This window comes from Comamonas composti DSM 21721 (genome assembly GCF_000429845.1).
GTDB classification, from domain to species: domain Bacteria; phylum Pseudomonadota; class Gammaproteobacteria; order Burkholderiales; family Burkholderiaceae_C; genus Comamonas; species Comamonas composti.
The window spans coordinates 104424-122414 of record NZ_AUCQ01000012.1; the positions used below are offsets into that span (position 1 = coordinate 104424).

The following is a 17991-nucleotide window of genomic DNA, read 5'->3' on the forward strand; positions in this document are numbered from 1 at the left end:
AGAACAACATGAATGACCATGAACCCGTCATCGTCGGTGCGCTGCGCACCCCCGTGGGCAAGCGCGGCGGGCGCCTGCAGAAATGGCATCCCGTCGATTTGTTGGGCGAGACGCTGCGCCAACTGGTCGAGCACTCCGGCATCAACCCGGCCGATCTGGACGATGTGATCGTCGGCTGCGTGCTGCAGTGGGACCAGCAGCACGGCAACCTGGGCCGTCATGCCGTATTGGCGGCGGGGCTGCCCGAATCCGTGCCGGCGGTGACGGTCGATCGGCAATGCGGGTCGGGCCAGCAGGCGGTGAGCTTTGCCGTGCATGGCATCCGGGCGGGCGCTTACCAACTGGTCATCGGTGCCGGGGTCGAGTCGATGTCGCAGGCCCCCATGCCGCCGTCGTTCAAGCCCGGCGCGCCGCTGGGCTCGCAATACAGCCCGAGCGAACTGGCGCGCTACCAGGACAACCCGCTGATACCGCAGGGCGCTTCCTCGGAGTTGATGAACAAGCGCTTCGGTCTCACGCGCGAGGCCTTGGATGCCTTCGCCGTGCGTAGCCATCGGCGGGCCACCGAGGCCTCGCAGGCTGGCCGCGTCAGGGATCAACTGGTGCGGCTGACCGAGGATCCGGCTGATCCGGACAGCCCGATCGTCGCCGCCGACGAGGGCGTGCGCGCGGACCCCAACCCCGAGAAGATGGCCACGCTGAAAGCCGTGTTTGCCGCCGACGGCGCCACCACGGCCGCCAACTCATCGCAGATCAGCGACGGTGCCGCCGCGCTGCTGATCGCCAGCCGTGCCTACGCCAAGCAATACGGCCTGAAGCCGCGTGCGCGCTTCGTCAGCACCGCCGTGGCAGCCGCCGACCCGGTGATCCAGTTCACCGCCGTGCTCGACGCCACCCGCAAGGCACTGAAGGAATCGGGTCTGACCCTCGACGATATCGATCTGTTCGAAGTCAACGAGGCCTTCGGCGGCGTGCCGCTGATGTTTCAGCAGGAGTTCGGCATCCTGGACGACCGCCTCAACGTCAACGGCGGCTCGATAGCCATCGGCCATCCGCTGGGCTCTACCGGCGCGCGCATGCTCACTGACCTGCTGTGCGAGCTGGAGCGCCGGGGCGGCCGCTATGGCCTGCAGACGATTTGCGAGGCCTCGGGCACGGCCAACACCACCATCATCGAGCGGCTTGGATGAGCGGGGCCACCATGAGCGAAGCCAGCGAAGTGCTCGTCAGCCGCGATGGCGCCATCGCCACCTTGACCATCAACCGCCCGCGCGCGAAGAACAGCTTGAACCGCGCGGTATTCGATGGCCTGCGTGCGCAGCTTGTGCAACTGCGCGACGACGATACCGTGCGCGCGGTCATCATCACCGGCGCCGAGGGCGTGTTCTGCGCCGGGGCCGACATCACGGCCTTCGATGCGCTGCGCGCCGAGCCACTGCTGGGCGATCGTGCGGCAGCAGGCGGCCACTTTTGGTCGGAACTGGAGCGCTTCCCCAAGCCCGTCATCGCAGCGGTGGAAAAGCTCGCGCTGGGCGGCGGCACAGAATTAGCGCTGGCCTGCGACATCGCGATCGCTGGCGAGTCTGCCAATTTTGGTGTGCCGGAAGTCAAGCTGGGCGCCATTCCGGGTGCCGGGGGCACGCAGCGCCTGATCCACGCTATCGGTAAGTCCAAGGCCATGGCCCTGTTGCTGACCGGCGATTTCATCGACGCCCGCAAGGCTTGCGATGCAGGCATGGTCGCCGAAGTGACGGCTGATGGCCAGGCCCTGCCGACGGCGTTGGCGATGGCCAACCGGATTGCAGCCAATTCGCCGCTGGCCGTGGCGCTGGCGAAAGATGCGGCACTGGCCAGCTTTGAGACTCCGCTCGCGCAAGGCCTGGAGCATGAGAAGCGCAATTTCCTCGTCGCTTTGCGTTCGGCCGACAACCTGGAAGGGCAAGCGGCATTCCTAGGCAAGCGCACACCCAACTTTACCGGCCAATAACGCCTGTTTCTCACCCATCGAGGAAAAACCATGCAACTGAACTCCGACATCTCTGCCGTCATCACCGGGGGCGCTTCCGGCCTGGGAGCCGCCACGGCCCGGCGTTTGGCCAGCCATGGCGTCAAAGTCGCCATCTTCGACATGAACGAAACCGTCGGCCAGGCGTTGGCTAGCGAACTCGGCGGCGTTTACTGCAATGTGGACGTGATGTCCGAGGAGCAGGTGGACGCCGCCTTCGCCAAGGCCCGCGCGGCCATTGGGCAGGAACGCATTCTGGTCAACTGCGCCGGCACTGCCGATGCCGTCAAGACTGTCAGCCGCGACAAGAAAACCGGCGAAATCCGCCCATGCGCGGCAGATCGTTTCAATCGCATCATTCAGATCAACCTGGTGGGCACCTTCCGCTGCATCGCCAAGTCAGCTGCGGGCATGTTGACGCTCGCGCCGCTGGCCGATGGCGACCGCGGCGCCATCGTCAACACTGCTTCGGCCGCCGCGCAGGACGGCCAGGTCGGCCAGGCCAGCTATGCGGCCAGCAAGGCAGCCATCGTGGGCATGACCCTGCCAATCGCGCGCGACATGATGGACGAAGGGATCCGGATCAACACCATCATGCCGGGGATCTTCGGTACACCGTTGCTGCTGGGTCTGCCGGACAACGTCAAACAGGCGCTGGCGGCCAGCGTGCCCTTCCCCAAGCGTTTAGGCGACCCCGATGAATTCGCGCAGGCCGTCGAGTTTCTCGTTACTTGCGGCTACATGAATGCCGAGTCCATTCGTGTGGATGGTGCCATTCGCATGGCGCCGCGCTGACGCTGACGCTGACGCTGACGCTGAAATTTTGATCAATCAGGGAACGTCAGCATGCCTGGAAATCCGGTAATTCTCGAAAAGAATGGTGCCGTCGCGACCATAACACTCAACTCGCCAAAAAAATGAATGCGTTGAGCACGTCGGTCGTAAACGTGCTCGCTGGTGTCATTGCAGATGTCGAACGCGATGGCTCGATCCGAGCTTTGCTGCTGCGCGGCGAGGGCCGGATGTTCAGTTGCGGAGGCGACATCGAAGAAATGGTGGCCGCAGGCGATGCGTTGTCTACCTTGGTCGATGACGAACTGAGAGTGGCCGAAAGCATGATTCCTCAATTCGCCAGCCTGCCGTTCCCGGTAGTCTGCGCCGTACAAGGCGCGGTAGCCGGAGGCGGTCTCGGGCTTGCCTTGGCCTTCTGACTACCTGATTGCCGCAAGTGGGACGAAGTTTGTGGCGGCCCATACCGGCCTCGGATACGCGGGGGATTTCGGCATCAGCTGGCTACTTCCACGCGCAGTGGGTGGACGACGCGCACGAGACATGATCTTGACCAATCGCGTAGTCAGTTCGGACGAGGCCTTGGCCTGGGGATTGGTCGAGAAAGTGGTTCCTGGCGAGAGCCTGCTGGGCGAAGCGCGGCGTATGGCGGTGCAATTTTCGGTCGGACCAACGCAAGGTTATGCGGGCGCCAAGCGCCTGCAACTCGCTGCCTTCGAGAGTGATCTGGCGACCTCATTGAGGCTGGAGGCGGCCGAAATGAATCGAGCCTCGAAAACCACAGATTCGCTGGAAGCGGTTCACGCGTTCGTCGCAAAGCGAGTCCCGCAGTTTGCCGGACGCTGAACGGCTGTAGACGCATCCGGTCGGTAGGTGCTCAATCGCTGCTGGCGTCAGGTAACGGATAAACCCTGCTGCCGTCGGATTTGCCAGGATAGGGTGCCACCATGTACCTGCCCAGAAATCAGCATGCCGAGTCGTTGTTCGATGACCGGCGTCCATGGCACCAAGCTGAACCCCATACCATCATCGAGCATGGCAAAGCGGCCACTGGCGAGCATGAGGCTGCGCCGGTAGATGCCGGTCACGCGCTGGCCATCGGCCGCCAGACGGTGTTCCAGCCCGGTTTCGGTGGCAATATCCTTGGCAGCCCGAATCACATCCCGATCGCGTAGTGTCGCCAATAGATTGCGCGCGAGGATTACGCGCTGCCCGCGCCGCTCTGCCAGCCCCTGTTCGGCCAGGAATTCGGCGCGCTGCTGCATCGCCTGGTTGACCTCGCTGCCAAAGCCCAGGTTGCCCAGGCCCGAGCCGCCGCCGATCAACTGCTGGTCGAGCCAGGTGGCTCCGATCACGCGGGCCTGCCGCTCGATGGGCAGGTGCGATTTCAGCTCCACCGCCACGCCGCCCAGGCGCTGCGCATCGTAGCGACGGCCCTGCTCGGGCAGGTCGTCCGGCACCTTCCATAGCCCCTCGGCCACCCGTTCCACGATACCGGCACGGCGCAAGGCTTCCAGCCGGCGGACGTGGGACGCGACCACTTCCTGCGGATCGCGGCCGGGCACGGCCTGACCCTGCGCGATGGCAAGGTGGTGGTCGGTGCGGTACAGGCCATCGCTCGCCAGCGCGGCGATGTTCTTGTCGGCCGCGCGCACGGCGGCCGATCCCTTCACCTCCACCACGGCGCCGGCGGGATAGTTCGCCAGCTCGTCGCGGGCGTTGAGCGCGACGTAGTGGGCCTTGCCGTCCACCCCGTCGATGACCAGATAGCCCCGGTCGCGCAGTTCGTCGGCCAGCCCCTTTGCGGCGACGCGGCCGAGGATGGTTCGGCCGTCGTCGCCCGGCTCGAATACCGCCAGCTCGCGCGGCTCGCCGCGCATGGCCCGCTGCATGGTGCGGATGATGTCGCCGCGCTCGCCCAGGGCGCGCAGCGTTTTTTCCGCGTCGCCATGGACGGCCCAGGTGCCGGGCCGCATCTCGTCGGCCAGGCCCAGGCGCTGCAAACGTTGCAGTCGGCCGATCAGCAGCAGGCGCTGGCGTTGCAGCCGCGGTTCGTTGAGCCGTTCGGCATACACTAGGCCATCGTCGCCCAGCTCGCGCTTGAGCGTGCGATCCAGGCTCGTCCACCGCTCCTGCTCCACTTCCCGCTGCAAGGTCTGCTGGATCTCCAGTTCGGTGCGCGGCCCCAGCCATTCGGTCGCCAGTTCGGCGGCGCGATGGCGGAAGCCGTGGGCGATGTAGTCGCCCGCAATGATGAGGTCTTTGTCGGTGTCGTCGCGCCCGCGAACGATCAGGTGCGTGTGTGGGTTGTCGGTGTTCCAGTGATCGACCGCGACCCAGTCGAGCCGCGTGCCCAGGTCGGCTTCCATGCGGTTCACCAGATGCCGGGTATAGGTGCGCAAGTCGTCCAGTTCCGCGCCGTCCTCCGGGGAGACGATGAAGCGGAAATGGTGCCGGTCATCAACGGCCCGCTCCTTGAAGGCGTCGAGGTCGGCTTCGTCGGTCTGCGGCCCGTAGGCCCGCCCCGGTTCGCCATCGCGGCCCGCGCCGTCGCGCTCGATGTAGCGCAGGTGCTTGGCGAGCGACTGCGGGCTGGCTTGGCGCTGGTTGACCAGCAGCGTCTTGATGGTCACGCGCCGCGACATGGGTGTGAGCTTCGCCCCCGCGAAGCGCGCCGCCGTGTGGCCGCGCCCCAGGCGCGAGCCGGGCCGCTGGCCGGTTCCTGCGCCCTTGCCAGTTCCCCCAGAGCGGCGCAAGGAGGACTTGCCGCTGCTGGCCTTGCCGGTCTGCTCGAGCACCTGGGAAACGAAGCTCTGCCCCTGGCCCTTGCCGCGGTTCTTCGGGGCGCTGGGGCGCACACGAAAATCATCATCACGGCGGTCGCTCATGGCCGTTCTCCTTGCAAGCTCTGGCGTGTCCCGTCGTGCGAAACACGCGGACATGCCCGTATCGGCGCGGGCTTCGCGCTCCAAGCGGCACGGCGGCGAAGCCGCGCCGTGCCGCGCCACCCCCACGTGCAGACTGGCTTTGCGGGCGAACAAGTGCCGCCCCCTTTTGTCTTGCCTTCCGCATTTGCCTCCCCCCGCACCCCAGGTTCTCGCTCCCGGCAACTGCGGCCCGGTGGCGCTGTTGCACCAGCAGCCAGCGCCCCGGCGAACACGGCAATGGCCGCAGGCCAGCCGCGTTCGAGGCAAGACGCCTGCACGTGGGACGGCTGCGCCGGAGGCAGCGCGAAGTGCGGTGCCCAATGCGAAGAATTGGCACCCGCACTGCACGCGCGACGACATGACAACGGCCAGCAGAATGACACGCCCGATAGCACGATGAAATGCACGGCAACGTGCAGCGAATCGGCGGCCATCATGGGCGCGACTCCAGCCAGACCGGGCGCGCAACGCCGATCACGGAAGCTGCGCTGACCGGCCCGAAATACCGGCTGTCGAACGATGCCGGATTGGTGACGCTGAGCAGGAACAGCTCGCCAGGCCGAAGGCGGCGGCACTGCGACCACGATGGCAGCGGACGGCCCCAGCGGTCGGCAGGCAGCACGGCGGCCGAAGGCACGCCGTCGATGCCGACGCTGCCCCCAATGACGCACACCTCCTGCGGTGCGACCGCGCCCACGCGCTTGAGCAGCGGGATGCGCGTCGGCAGGTAGCCGCGCTGCGCAGCAAGCGCGGCAGCCTCGGCAGGCAGCGGCACCAGCACGATGCTGTCCACTTCTAGCCGATGTGGCAGCGAGCTGGTATCGTGGCCCAGCGGATCGACGCGATACCAGCCGACCGCCACGCTGTCGGATGGGTTGTAGGTCAGGCGCGGCAGTGGATGCACGAAGGACGCCCAGGCCAGCGCAGCGAGGCCGCAGGCGGACAGGCCTGCCAGCACGAGGCGAGCGCGCAAACGTGAGCGAGGATGGGCCGTCATGACAACGCCCTCCCAGCCAGCCAAGCGGCGTGCCGCTCAGCGCCGTATTCGGGCAGCGGCAAGCGCGCCGCGAGCCGGTTGCCCAGCGTGCGCCAGTACGCGGGCGAGGCGCCAGCAGGCGCGATGCCCAGCGCCTCGATGGCGTCGATGCGCGCCAGCACGGCACGCACCGATTGCTCGCCCTCGGCGTGCAGCAACAGGCGTGCGCCTGGTTGCACGCCGGGGATGCGCTGCGCGCTATCCATCGGCATGCACGCCTGCATCACCATGAGTTGCCAGCGAACCGTGCCGTAGTCGTTGGCCTGCCAGCGGATGCGGCATAGAACCGCGTTCGGCGTGAACACCGCGCAGCGTCGCCAGCGGTCGAACCGGATGATGCGTGCAGGATCACCGAAGCGCAGATAGAGGTCGAAGCGCTGGTCGATGTATGCGAGCGCAACGCGCGTCAGCGGCACGCCATCGGCCACGCCGAGAGGCGGGATGGACGGCGGCACCGATGCAGTCGAAGCCGTCGAAGCGGATGTGTTCATGAGGACTTCTCCTGGAATTCCCGTTCCAGCAGCGCACGCAACAGATCGGCCACCGTGACGCCTTGCGTGAAGGCCGATACCTTGATGCGCGCCCGCATGGCGGGCGTGATGTCGAGGGTCAGGCGGGCTGTGTAGCGATCGCCTTTCTGGAGGTCATCGGCGCTGCCCTGGCGAATCCACGCCTCGGCGTGCGGATTCGCGGGCGGACGCGCGCCGATGCCGATGCGCTTGCCCGAGCGTTTGCTGACGGGACTGCTCATGACGGCCACCGCAGCAGTTCATCGACCAGCGCAGTGATCTCGCGCGCGGCGGCGCTATCCGGCGCCGTCTCGCGTGCCAGCCGGCCAGCGGCCACGCTGTCGGCGAACACGATGCGCTGATGCACTTCCGATCGCAGCGCAGGCAGCGGCTGCTCGGCCAGGGCGCCGCGTGCCTCGCGCCCGATCACCGTGGTGCTGACGCGCCGGTTGATGGCGAAGGCCGCGCGCAACGTTGGCCGGAACACCTGCGCCTCGCGGATCAGTGCCACCATTTCGGCGCTGGCCCACAGGTCGTAGGGGCTGGGCTGCACGGGGATCAGCACGCGCTCGGCCGCCAGCAGCGCGGAGCGCGCAAAGGCGGCGATGCGTGGCGGCCCGTCGATGACGACGTGATCGGCCCGCCTGGCGAGTTCTGGGGCTTCCTGGTGCAGTGTTTCGCGTGCCAGGCCCACGGCGCTGAACAGCCTTGGCAAACCTTGCTGGCTGCGGCGCTGCGTCCAGTCCAGCGCGGAGCCTTGCGGGTCGGCATCCAGCAGGATGACCGACTGCCCGCGCATCGCCAGCTCGCCGGCAATATGGGTGGCGAGCGTGGTCTTGCCCACGCCGCCTTTCTGGTTGAGCAGCGCGACGATCATGGCCTGGCCCTCCGCGTTGGAAAGCCTGGCTGTTGCTGCTGGTTTTCGTGCCCTTCGTTCGCCGGTTGGGTGGTTGTCCACCGAGACGCGGCGCTTCTACTAAAAGTTAGAGAATTTAAGTTAGGGAAGTTAAGGGGCGCCGAAACCCGCGCCAGCATTGGCTTCGCGGCCGATTTTGTTGCCTGATAGCACGAGGATTCGTTGCCTGATAGCACGATACCTCTGTTGCCTGATAGCACGAGTCCGTCCACAGGCTTTGTCGCAGTTATCCCCGTGCCGTTTGCAGCACGGGCCGGAACGTCAACAGCGGCGAGGAAATACCCGAGGCGTACTCGATGCCCAACTGGTAGCCAGGCAAGGCTTGCCGCGCCACCAGCGCCCGCAGGTCGGCGGCAAAGTCGTAGTACCGCGCCACGCTGCCCGACTTGCGGTACAGGTGCCGGAAGTCGAACTGCCAGCCGCCAGGCTGTCGCCCGCCGTGCTTGCGCACCAGGCGGTACAGCCATCGCTCGATCCCGCCCGTGAGCCGGAAATACGCCGGTTCGATGGTCAGCACCAGTGCCGCATCGAGCACACCGGCAAAGAACCAGTCCGGCAGGATCAACTCCAGCCCCAAGGGCGTGCCCTTGGCATCGGCCAGCTCCTTCCACTCGTTGATCCACGAGAAGCGATGCAGGCGCCGCCCGGTCGTCTCGCGGATCGACGTGGCCACCGTGGTCGATTGCAGGCGATCCAGCGCGGCCTTGAGGCGCTGGTAGTCGCGCAGCGACGTACCGCGCCCAATGAAGCGCAGGATCTCGTAGGGCGTGGCCTGCATCAGCCGCGACGGGCGCAAGCCCGCGTCGCGCGCTTCCACGATCTGGCTGGCGGCCCAGATCAGCACGTCCGCATCCCAAATCGTGGCGATGCCGTGCTCGGCCGTACCCTCCACGCGGATCGTCACGCCGCTGGCTTGGAAGTCGATCGGCGCCGTGCGCCGCGACTTCGCCAGCGAGAAGAACGGAAAGGCCATCAAGTCCTGGCTGTCGCGCGGCGCCATGTCGCCCGGCAAGGCGCGGAACAGATCGAGCTGTTCGCGCTCCTGCCTGACTGCCCCGGATGGGCTGGACATGGCGAAGGCCACCCGCACTCCAGCGATCAGCGCGCACGGCTGTCCGCCGAGTGCTGCTCGGCGTATTCGGGATCGGACGTGCTCTCGAAGCTGCGATCCGCAGCCCAGGCATCGAGGTCGGCCACGGCGTACATGACGCGGCGGCCGAACTTGCGAAACTTGGGGCCGCCACCCAGCACGCGCTGCTTTTCCAGCGTGCGCGGCGACAGCCGCAGGTAATCGGCAGCCTCGTCGTTGGTGAGATAACGCTGCGGTTGCGCGGCAGCGGTCGAGACAGTAGCGGCAGGCCGCAAGGGAGCAGGACGCATGGTGAGAACCTCCATCGGTTGCAGGGCTCCGGCCACACAGCGCAACCGGATGGAGGCAGTATCAGAAAACGAAGCCCTCGTGCTCAGGGTCGTTTTGCGCTCTCTTCAAAACGACCCTTCTCAAGCGGCGGCAGTTGTGCTAGGCGGCGATAGCCGCCGCGCATCAGCGCATCGCCACGCCGCACCAGGCGGCGCACCTTGGAGCGCAGGCCGCCGTCGCTGTACCAACCAGCTGCGGCATCCGCGCCGAACAAGCCTTCAGCTACGTCGCGTAAGGACGCACCCGCCAGGGTCGCATCGAGCGCCTGCAGGGTGTGCAGCTCCAGCAGCGCCGCAGGCGGTGGCCTGGGCCGCGCCATTGGCGCAGGCGTGTCGGGCACATGCGTGGTGCCGTGACCGCGGTGGGCGTAAGCCACGGCCATGCCGTCCTCCAGGCCAGGCGCCAGCGCATAGCGCAGGCAATGGCCTGAACTGCGCGCGATCAGCGCCAGGCCCTTGCCGTCATGCAGCAGCTGCTTGTGACCGGGGATGCACCAGAAGGCGAAGGCCGCAGCGTCAGGCGGCGGATCTGCATCCGGGTGGAGCTGCACCACGGCTTCATGGCCAGGCAGCCAGGCCGGATGCGCGTCACGCGCATCCAGGGCCGGGTCTTCCAGCAGACGCAAGCCCCAGCGATGCGCAGCATCGAGGCGGCGCGCACGGTGGAGCCAGTCAAGCCGGTAATCGGGATGGCGGCGCAGATACTCCCAGGCCAGTGCCAGCGTATCCAGGCACAGCACGTAGAGGTAGGCGGCAGTCGGATACCAGTGCGCGAGGTGGTGCGGTTCGGCCATGACGCAAACTCCCGTAGAGCAGGATGGCCGTCACCGGTTTCACACGCAAACGTCACCGCATCGAACTAGCATCCAATCGTGAATAAGCTGGTAGATTAGTAACTTGCGTGTCAAGACGAAAAGCATCCGATGGATTGCTTGGATCGTCTGAATGCGACGGTGGCGCGCAAGGAAATGCGGCCTCCTGCGATACCCACCGTGCCCGATGGCACGGCCGGCATCATGACTGTTTGCGTCAGGATGGCACCGGTTTGGTGCAACAGTGCGAACTAAGACCTGACAGGTCTGAAGCAAGACCGAAATAGTCTCAATGCGCCCGGCTTGGCCGTGGCGCGAACGGCTCAATCGAGGACGGAACCGTTGTCCTGGGCCAGCCGCAGGTATTCCGACAGCGGGCGTACCGCCCGGAAATACCGATCCCGCATGACGGGTTGCTGGCGTGGCCCGACGATGGAAGCCAAGTCGGAAAGTTTCACCGTCCCCAACTCGGGCATGCTGATTCCCAGGTCGATCAGGCCGTAGGCCGTGTCGCCATCGACGGGATCGAGCGAAGTCAGCAGCCAGGTGGCGTGCGCATCTGGCGTGAACAACCGCACCACGGGCAACGGGTCATTGGCCAAGCCAGCGGCCCGGACCCGGCCGTGTTCCAGCAGTTGCTTGCGCTCGTCCTCGGTGATGAGCCGGTTCATAGATACCCCCTCATTCGTACAAAACCGCCGAAGAGTGAAAGCGCAGAACCGTATCGGCGGGTTTGTGGAAAGGCACAGAAACGGCTTTGCGCTTCCGTCCAAAACCGCAGATACGGATTTCCGTAAAAGTACAAAAGCGGCAGGTCCACATGAATGAACACTATAGATTGTAGTCCCATAGGGCGCAATCGGCTGTCATCTTGGATTTTGGGGGGATCTAGGGTTGGCAGCGAAACATACATTGTCGGAGGCACTAAAGACCATCAGGAAAGCGCGTGGATTGAGCCAGGAGGCGTTCTCCGACGTGTCCAGCCGCACCTACATGAGCACGCTGGAGCGCGACCTCAAAAGCCCCACCTTGAACAAGCTGGCCGAGCTGTGCGAGGTCATGGAGGTGCACCCGCTCACGCTGCTGACGCTGGCGTATGCCGGCAAAGACCCGCGCAAGTTCAATCAATTGTTGGCGCAGGTGCGTCAAGAGTTGGCATCTATCAGCGAGGCTGATGACGAGTGACCACTGGCATGTTGAATACTACAAGTGTCGGCGCTTATGCTCCACAGACAACAATACAAGGAGGACACCATGACCCTGCGAGTGACGTTTGACACTAATGTCTTGGACTACGCGTGCCGACCGGAGCGGTTTCCCAAAGACCATCGACAACCTCAACTGTGCAAGGTCCGCGATGCACTTGCTTCCAAGCGCATCCAAGGCTTCTATCCGGTGACCATGCTCACCATCGAGGGAATCATGCGCAAGGACCGAGCAGAAGTCCTTGGCAGTACCAAGCTCAGGCAGGGGGCCGAGGAACTCTCTGTGACACGGAATGCAGATCTTCCCGACGCGATTCGCGCTGAAGCAAATGGCGCCGACATTGAGACAGTTACGGTGAACTTCACCGTTGAACAGTCCGCGCGCAAGCCTTTGCACCCGGAAGTCATCGCCAGAGTAAAAGCAGCTCAGGCATTGGGCCTGCGAGTCCTGAAAGACGTGCCTCGCATCGGCGCATTCACCATCAACGATCCGAACAACGAGTTCTATCTCGATAATGGGGACGAGAAAGCTCTCGCCGACTGGACCAACAAGGTCCACGAAGTGGGAAGAGCCATTGAACATCGCGGGCTTGGCATTGCACAAGTCAAGGCACTTGGTCAGAACTTGGCGCTTCAAGACCCAGGATCAGCATGGTTTCAGTCTTTAGAGAACGCGAAGGACATCCACCAAGAGCGTGCGGTGGAGCGCGCTTTTGGTGAATGGGCAGATGGAGATGCCATCGCTTCCCACATTGCCTACGGCATTGATGTCTTTTGCTCGTCCGATGTCGGAAACAGCAACGCGACCAACTCTGTTCTGGATCCCGCGAACCGTGCGTGGCTGACGACAGCTTACGGCGTAAGGTTCATGACATTCGACGATCTTCTAGCCTCTTTGCCGTGAGCGGCAGAAAGATCGAGAGCTCGCTTGCTTCGATACTGACGAAGTGAAAGGGAGCCCCGCCGCACCGGGCGGGGTCCTGTGGCCGTCAGGCCGCCTGGGGCTTGCTGCGCGACCAGATCAGGTCGTGCGTGCCGTCTTCGCTTTCGATCAGGCGGGCGTAGACCGTGGCCGGGAACGAAGGATCGTCGAGGGTCACGGAGATGTACTCCCGCCCGGCCTCGCTGGTCTTCTTCCACGCGGCGCCGATGTCGTGACTGGCGGCCTGGACGCGGAAGTCCGGGGCTTTCTCGTTGTCCCCCTTGTCGTTGGGCATCAGCTTGACCTTGACGTTGAGCGTCAGGGTGCGAAGCGTGCCGGTGAAGCCGTCTTTGTCTGCGGTGAAGGTGCCGATGTTGGCCATGATGGATCTCCTTTGGGTGGAACAAGGTTCGCGCCCATCGCGTCCTTGTTGTGATCCGGCCGGCGGGGGATGGGCGGGCTGCACCGCTTGCGGTCGAAACGCAGTGGAGAGCCGGCAGGCGAAAAGAATTTGTCCCGCGAGGAATCTGCGCAGCAGAGGGGAAATTGTTTTCGCTGGACGGTTGCAGCCATGAAGCCCGAGGCGCAGCCGCGCCACCGCCAGGATTCACAACAACACAAGGACGCCTTGGGCCGAATCGCACCGAATGGAGATAGGGCCGGTTCGGCATTCCCGCACGAAGGCAGCACCGGCTCGCCCACTGACGCGGGCCAGGTCAACCACCCGACGACAAGCGAGAACGCCCCTGCCGCACTTTGCGGCGCCGGTCTTGAGGCGTGGCGTGGAAGCTCCATAGCGGTGCCGGGCGGGATGTCCGTGAACCGTCCTTCGTGACGTGATGGGCAAGAACCGTCAGCGTTGAGGACGGCACGCATTCACACAACCTGCCGCAGCAAGCCTCGGCGTACCCGCCCCAGCCCCGCCCATTGCGGCGGAGCGCTGACCCTGGCCGATCCGGCGCAGCCGGTTCGGCGGTATCAAGGGGCGCCAAGCTCGCGCGGCGGGGATGGGCCTTGCGCCGATCCCCCGGAGGCAAGCGAAGCGCGCAGCGCCGCAGGCGCGAAGGCGTGAGGGATTGAAGCCGAATGGCCGTGACAGCGAAGTCGGCACGGGGCGCAGCCCGAAAGCCCGGCGGCGCTTTGCGCCGACACGCCAGATAGCCTAGTCATGTGAACCATTTGGCGTTAATCATCGTTGATGACGGACAAGTGGTATAAGAACGGGGATATTTACATATCAATACAAATGTGGAATATCAAATGAATAGAGTCGAAGCTTGGCAAGTCATTAAGAGCCTTGACAGAGAGGAATTTGAGAAAAAAATTGAAAACCAGAAATTACCGAAGGATAGGCAAGATCTGCTTTTCAAATTCATACGAGGCGAGATACTCGTCAGCTACAGTTGCGCGCCAGATCTCGAAGGGTATGCGATAAAAAGCTTGATGCCAGAGGTGTACGAGTCTTTGCCTCACGAGGCACACCCGTACTCAAGCTGCGAAATCTATGACTACGATCCGCCGAAGAACGGACAAAACATCATCAAGCATGGCATCGGATTTGGCGAGGTTGTCAGTTACTCTACGAAATTCGGAACGTTGATGGTGCCTTGCCCAAACGAGAACGATGGAGAACGGTGCGTCATTTTCTCTGATCTCAACCTCAAGCACGGGGGGGCCGAGTTGGCGTTGCCGCCAGCTGGTATCAGAGAGCTGAATTACACGATTTCCATCGCGCACCATAGGGACGCAAAATTTCGATTCATATCATCAAGGCTCATGAGTTCCAAAAGAGAAAAGTACCGTAAAACGATGGAGCAAGCTTTCGGTGAAATTGTTTCAGATGAAGAGGCAAGAGTTGGCTTCATTGATCGATGTATGGAAATTGTAGAAGTCAATCTAATCCACCGATCTACTCAAAACTGAATCATAAGAATCAATGCATGCTGAGTTCTTACCGGGCGCGGCCACAGCCGCGCCCGGATTTTTGAATCTCACCGCGCCCAGGGCGGAACGGCCTGGGCGCGGTGCTGACGATGGTTATTCCTTCGTCTCGATGATCAACCACACGGCCCGCGCCAAGGCGTGGCCCGAGATCGGGTGCATGTCGGTAAGGTCAGCGCGGGCGGTCCAGCCCGAGGGCGGGCGGTAGCCGCGCACGTCGCCATTGCCGTGCCAGCGGCGAGCGCGCACCGTGCCGGGGGCGTAGATCGCCGCCATGCGCGGGCGGCTGATGGTGGTGCGGGTCATGGGGCGTTCTCCTTCCAGCGAAGCGCCCCGGGCGAGGCCGGGGCGCTTGCCTTCGGCGCGGGTCAAGCGGCCAGCGACTCGGCGGGTTCATCCGCCACAGTGGCGACTTCTTCCGCACCGTCCTGCTCCGCATCCTGCAGGCCTTCCTCGGGCGCATCTGCCGTCTTGAAGATTGCAGGCATCCAGCCCTTGCCGTGCACCAGCCGCTCGGCCTCGCTGGCAATGTCGGCCTTCTTGAGCGTCGCCAGCCGGGTGACGCTCTCGGGAGCGAACTCGCCCACGGCTTGCAAAACCGCCGCCTTCGGAACGTGCTTGAAATAGCCTTCCGCCGTCGGTTGCCACCATGCGGCCATGTCGAGGCCCACGGCCTGCGCCAGTTCCGCGCCGGGCTGCTGCGCCGTGGCGCGAGGCGTCACCACGTCCACGACCCCCGCCACGCACACAGCCAGCAGCTTGACCAGTTCGCCTTGGTCCATCGTCAGCAGCGCGGCGAACAGTTCGGCGCTGTCCTCGGGCAGCTTGCCGCTCCACGCCTGCTGCAATTCACGCAGCGCCACGGCGGCCGGTGACTCGGGCCAGTCCGGGGCCATGCCGTCCAGCCGGTCTTGGACTTTCAGGCTCACGCCCAGCGGAATATCGTGGCCGTAGTAGCGGCCCTGCAAGACGGTCTGCACCATGTCATGCACCAGCGCAGCCAGCGCGACTTGCGGATGCCGGGCCACCTCGATTTGCAGCGCGGCGGTGCGATGGGCGCTCAGGCGCTGGGCCAGTCGGTCGGAAATCGCTGCGGCCTTCGGCTTCATGTCTTCCTCGCCTTCGTCATCGTTCGCGGCATCTGGGTCGCTGAACCCTTGGCGCAGCTTCTCCAGTGTGCGCAGCGCCTTCGCTTCGGCTTCACGCAGCAGCCCACGATGAATCACGGCCTCGCCGTTGCGGTCAATGGTGACGATGGCCCCAGCTGCGGCCTTCACGTTCGCGCCGTATCCCTGCAAGCCATCTTCCAGCGCCTGCAACTGCTCGCCCAGGACTTCGCCTTCCTCCTGCAAAGCGTCGGCCTTGTCCTCGTCGTCGGCGTCCGTCGCGGCATCAATGGCTTCGGCCACCTCCTGCATCTTGGCTTGCAGCTTCTCGATGCGCTGTGCTTCGCGCTTGTTCGGCTCGCGGCGCTCCCTCGGCGCACGCTGGAAGGCGTGCAGATCGGCATGGGTCACGCCCGGCGTGGCATCAGCCCAAGCCCAGCCCTCGGCCTTCACCTCGGCGGCGATGCCTGCCAGCTTGTCTTGCGCCAGCCGTTCCAGCAGCGCGGCGTCGGTCAGGTACACGCCTGCATCGCCCTCCGCGAACAGGTCGCGGCGGATGCCGCCGCCCGCCTGCTCGTAGGCGTCCAGCCCGACGAAGCGCACCAGCGGATGCCGGTAGGCGTCGATTTCGCGCTCGGTCAGGCGTTCGCGCAGCGCGGACGGTTGGCGCTGCCATTGCGGCGCATCGTAGAACGCGGCTTCCTGCGCCGCATGGTCATCCGTCCCGGCTAGGGCCATCAACTGGTCAAGGCTCACGGCATCGGCCCGGTAGTCCGCCATCAGGCGCGGCGAGACATTCGCCAGCTTCAAGCGGCGCTGCACCACCAGCGGCGTGACGGAGAAATCCGCCGCAATGTCCTCGATGGGCCGGCCTTCGGCCACCAGCGCGGCGAAGGCTTCAAACTGGTCTGCCGGGTGCATGGCCTCGCGCTGCACGTTCTCGGTCAGACTGGCGGTGCGGGCCGTGCCATCGGCCACCTGCAGGCAAGGCACGTCCCAATCCTTAGCGATGCGGTGTTTCTTTGCCAGCAGCTTGAGGGCCGCAAAGCGTCGGCCACCTGCCACCACCTCGTAATGCAGGCCATCGGCGGCGGGAATCACGATCAGGTTTTGCAGCAGGCCCACGCGCTGGATGCTCGCGGCCAGTTCGGGGATGGACATGCGCGGGACGGTCTTGCGCACGTTGCGGCCCGTGGGGCGCAGCACCAGCCGTGACAGCGGAACCAGAATCATGTGCTTGCTCGGGTCGGCAGCTTGCAGCACGTTGGCGCGGGTGTCGAGGGCTTGGGCTTCGGTGTAAGTAACGGCGTTCATGGTGAATCTCCAATCAAGTGAAACAAGGGAATGGAGGGGAAACCGCCCCTCCGGCGGGGAAAACGTCAGAGGGGGTCAGGCCTTGAGGGCGCGCATGCCATCGGCCAGCAGCCACAGGGCGCGGTTCAGGCTGATGTCGGAATCGATGCCCTGCACGGGCCGGGTCTGCTGCCTGCGGCCATTGGCGGCACGGCCATGCAATCCGCCCTTGGTCAGGTTCTCCTGCGTGCGGTTGAACACGCTCCACAGGTCGGGGCGGCGGTCGTCGAAGCGGCGCGGCATCAGGATTTGCGATTCCGTGATGGGCGCAGGCTTGTCGGGGTCGTCGTACTTGAGGGCCAGCGCGGCGCGGGCGAACACTTCCGATTCCCCGGCATCCAAGGTAATGGCCTGCATGGATTCGCGCGATGCCTGCGCATGCTCGAAGCTGCCCAGCACCTGATAGGCGCCCTCGATGACATGGCCCGCCACGTCGCCTTTGTGGGGCACGCGCACATCGCCCACGGTGTTGCCGCAGACAAGGCCATTGCTGCACACGAAGCGGAACATGCCGCCCAGCAATTGATAGCTGCTCGTGCCGTCGTGCGAGTTCAGCAGGATGATTTCGTTGGCTTCGCGGGCGTTGATCTGGTTGGCGTGGCGCAGGCGCAGCATGTGTTTGGTGTGCTCGCGCCGGCCCTCATTGCGCACGCGGGTCTGGCACACCATGAAGGGCTGAAAGCCCTCCTTGCGAAGCTCGGTCAACACGGCAGCCGTGGGGATGTAGCTGTACCGCTCGGAACGGCTCTCATGCGGGGCATCCGCGAAGATGGACGGGGCCACCCTGCGAATCTGGTCATCGGACAGCGGGTAGTCGCTGCGCAGCGACGGCGAACGGGATGCGAAATGGGACGCGAGTTGCATGGTCTTTCTCCTGAACAAAATGGCTGTTGAAGAAAACCGCACACCGGATTCCAAGATTCGGAGCCCAGCCTTCCGGCTGTTCGGTGCGGTCGGCACGAGGAACCCGGTTGGCCCTGTTGCCACCGTCTTTCCTGAGTTCATCGCCCGCGGCCAAAGGAGCGCGCGGACGGGGGCCGTCAAGGAAACA

At 64.6% G+C, this 17991-nt stretch carries 21 protein-coding genes; 8 read left to right on the forward strand and 13 right to left on the reverse strand.

Annotation, left to right across the window (positions count from 1 at the left end):
- Positions 1–8: 8 nt before the first annotated feature.
- The 5 genes from G486_RS0108385 to G486_RS24705 all read left to right on the forward strand — a co-directional run bounded on the left by G486_RS0108385 (position 9) and on the right by G486_RS24705 (position 3640).
- On the forward strand, positions 9–1190 hold the full coding sequence (locus G486_RS0108385) for a thiolase family protein (RefSeq protein WP_027015144.1): 1182 nt from the start codon (positions 9–11) through the stop codon (positions 1188–1190).
- Positions 1191–1201: 11 nt separating this feature from the next.
- Entirely contained in the window at positions 1202–1987 is a 786-nt protein-coding gene (locus G486_RS0108390) for an enoyl-CoA hydratase/isomerase family protein (protein WP_027015145.1), read from the forward strand.
- A 30-nt stretch (positions 1988–2017) separates the two neighbouring features.
- Positions 2018–2800 carry an SDR family NAD(P)-dependent oxidoreductase gene (locus G486_RS0108395; protein ID WP_015014604.1) on the forward strand — a complete coding sequence of 261 codons (783 nt, stop codon included), beginning with the start codon at positions 2018–2020 and terminating at the stop codon, positions 2798–2800.
- A 122-nt stretch (positions 2801–2922) separates the two neighbouring features.
- Positions 2923–3216, forward strand: a complete 294-nt coding sequence (locus G486_RS24700) for an enoyl-CoA hydratase/isomerase family protein (RefSeq protein WP_255446752.1) — start codon at positions 2923–2925, stop codon at positions 3214–3216.
- Between the two features lie 31 nt (positions 3217–3247).
- Positions 3248–3640, forward strand: a complete 393-nt coding sequence (locus tag G486_RS24705) for an enoyl-CoA hydratase/isomerase family protein (protein WP_253279287.1) — start codon at positions 3248–3250, stop codon at positions 3638–3640.
- A gap of 47 nt (positions 3641–3687) precedes the next feature.
- Here G486_RS24705 and G486_RS0108405 read toward each other — a convergent pair whose 3' ends face one another.
- The 9 genes from G486_RS0108405 to G486_RS0108445 all read right to left on the reverse strand — a co-directional run bounded on the left by G486_RS0108405 (position 3688) and on the right by G486_RS0108445 (position 11084).
- Complete coding sequence (locus G486_RS0108405) at positions 3688–5682, reverse strand: relaxase/mobilization nuclease domain-containing protein (protein ID WP_027015146.1); 1995 nt, start codon at positions 5680–5682, stop codon at positions 3688–3690.
- 472 nt (positions 5683–6154) lie between these two features.
- Complete coding sequence (locus tag G486_RS0108410; protein ID WP_027015147.1) at positions 6155–6718, reverse strand: S26 family signal peptidase; 564 nt, start codon at positions 6716–6718, stop codon at positions 6155–6157.
- A complete protein-coding gene (locus tag G486_RS0108415; RefSeq protein WP_027015148.1) occupies positions 6715–7248 on the reverse strand; it encodes a DUF2840 domain-containing protein in 534 nt (177 codons plus the stop codon). Before G486_RS0108415 ends, G486_RS0108410 begins: the two co-directional genes overlap by 4 nt.
- The gene (locus G486_RS0108420; protein WP_027015149.1) at positions 7245–7508 is read right to left on the reverse strand and encodes a hypothetical protein; all 264 of its coding nucleotides are present in this window, start codon (positions 7506–7508) and stop codon (positions 7245–7247) included. Before G486_RS0108420 ends, G486_RS0108415 begins: the two co-directional genes overlap by 4 nt.
- Entirely contained in the window at positions 7505–8143 is a 639-nt protein-coding gene (parA, locus tag G486_RS0108425) for a ParA family partition ATPase (RefSeq protein ID WP_027015150.1), read from the reverse strand. The genes G486_RS0108420 and parA overlap by 4 nt, the downstream gene beginning before the upstream one ends.
- Positions 8144–8408: 265 nt before the next feature.
- Entirely contained in the window at positions 8409–9254 is an 846-nt protein-coding gene (locus tag G486_RS0108430) for a replication initiator protein A (protein WP_027015151.1), read from the reverse strand.
- A 26-nt stretch (positions 9255–9280) separates the two neighbouring features.
- Positions 9281–9562 (reverse strand): helix-turn-helix transcriptional regulator, encoded by a 282-nt coding sequence (locus tag G486_RS0108435; protein WP_012436208.1) that lies wholly within the window; start codon positions 9560–9562, stop codon positions 9281–9283.
- Between the two features lie 83 nt (positions 9563–9645).
- Entirely contained in the window at positions 9646–10395 is a 750-nt protein-coding gene (locus G486_RS0108440; RefSeq protein ID WP_012436207.1) for a DUF2285 domain-containing protein, read from the reverse strand.
- A gap of 341 nt (positions 10396–10736) precedes the next feature.
- Positions 10737–11084 (reverse strand): DUF2958 domain-containing protein, encoded by a 348-nt coding sequence (locus G486_RS0108445; protein ID WP_027015152.1) that lies wholly within the window; start codon positions 11082–11084, stop codon positions 10737–10739.
- Positions 11085–11307: 223 nt separating this feature from the next.
- Between G486_RS0108445 and G486_RS0108450 the strand changes: the two genes are divergently transcribed.
- Both G486_RS0108450 and G486_RS0108455 read left to right on the forward strand, forming a co-directional pair.
- Entirely contained in the window at positions 11308–11598 is a 291-nt protein-coding gene (locus tag G486_RS0108450; RefSeq protein WP_027015153.1) for a helix-turn-helix domain-containing protein, read from the forward strand.
- 69 nt (positions 11599–11667) lie between these two features.
- On the forward strand, positions 11668–12522 hold the full coding sequence (locus tag G486_RS0108455; protein ID WP_156919949.1) for a hypothetical protein: 855 nt from the start codon (positions 11668–11670) through the stop codon (positions 12520–12522).
- An 85-nt stretch (positions 12523–12607) separates the two neighbouring features.
- Here G486_RS0108455 and G486_RS0108460 read toward each other — a convergent pair whose 3' ends face one another.
- Complete coding sequence (locus G486_RS0108460; protein WP_027015155.1) at positions 12608–12922, reverse strand: DUF736 domain-containing protein; 315 nt, start codon at positions 12920–12922, stop codon at positions 12608–12610.
- Between the two features lie 878 nt (positions 12923–13800).
- Here G486_RS0108460 and G486_RS0108465 point away from each other — a divergent pair.
- Positions 13801–14463: a BrnT family toxin gene (locus G486_RS0108465; RefSeq protein WP_027015156.1), complete on the forward strand. Its 663-nt coding sequence runs from the start codon at positions 13801–13803 to the stop codon at positions 14461–14463.
- Positions 14464–14577: 114 nt separating this feature from the next.
- Here the strand turns inward: G486_RS0108465 and G486_RS0108470 are convergent, their stop codons facing one another.
- From G486_RS0108470 to G486_RS0108480, 3 genes are all read right to left on the reverse strand, one after another.
- Positions 14578–14787, reverse strand: a complete 210-nt coding sequence (locus tag G486_RS0108470) for a hypothetical protein (RefSeq protein WP_027015157.1) — start codon at positions 14785–14787, stop codon at positions 14578–14580.
- 62 nt (positions 14788–14849) lie between these two features.
- Positions 14850–16901 (reverse strand): ParB/RepB/Spo0J family partition protein, encoded by a 2052-nt coding sequence (locus G486_RS0108475; RefSeq protein WP_027015158.1) that lies wholly within the window; start codon positions 16899–16901, stop codon positions 14850–14852.
- Between the two features lie 75 nt (positions 16902–16976).
- The gene (locus G486_RS0108480; protein ID WP_027015159.1) at positions 16977–17804 is read right to left on the reverse strand and encodes a DUF932 domain-containing protein; all 828 of its coding nucleotides are present in this window, start codon (positions 17802–17804) and stop codon (positions 16977–16979) included.
- Between the last annotated feature and the right edge of the window lie 187 nt (positions 17805–17991).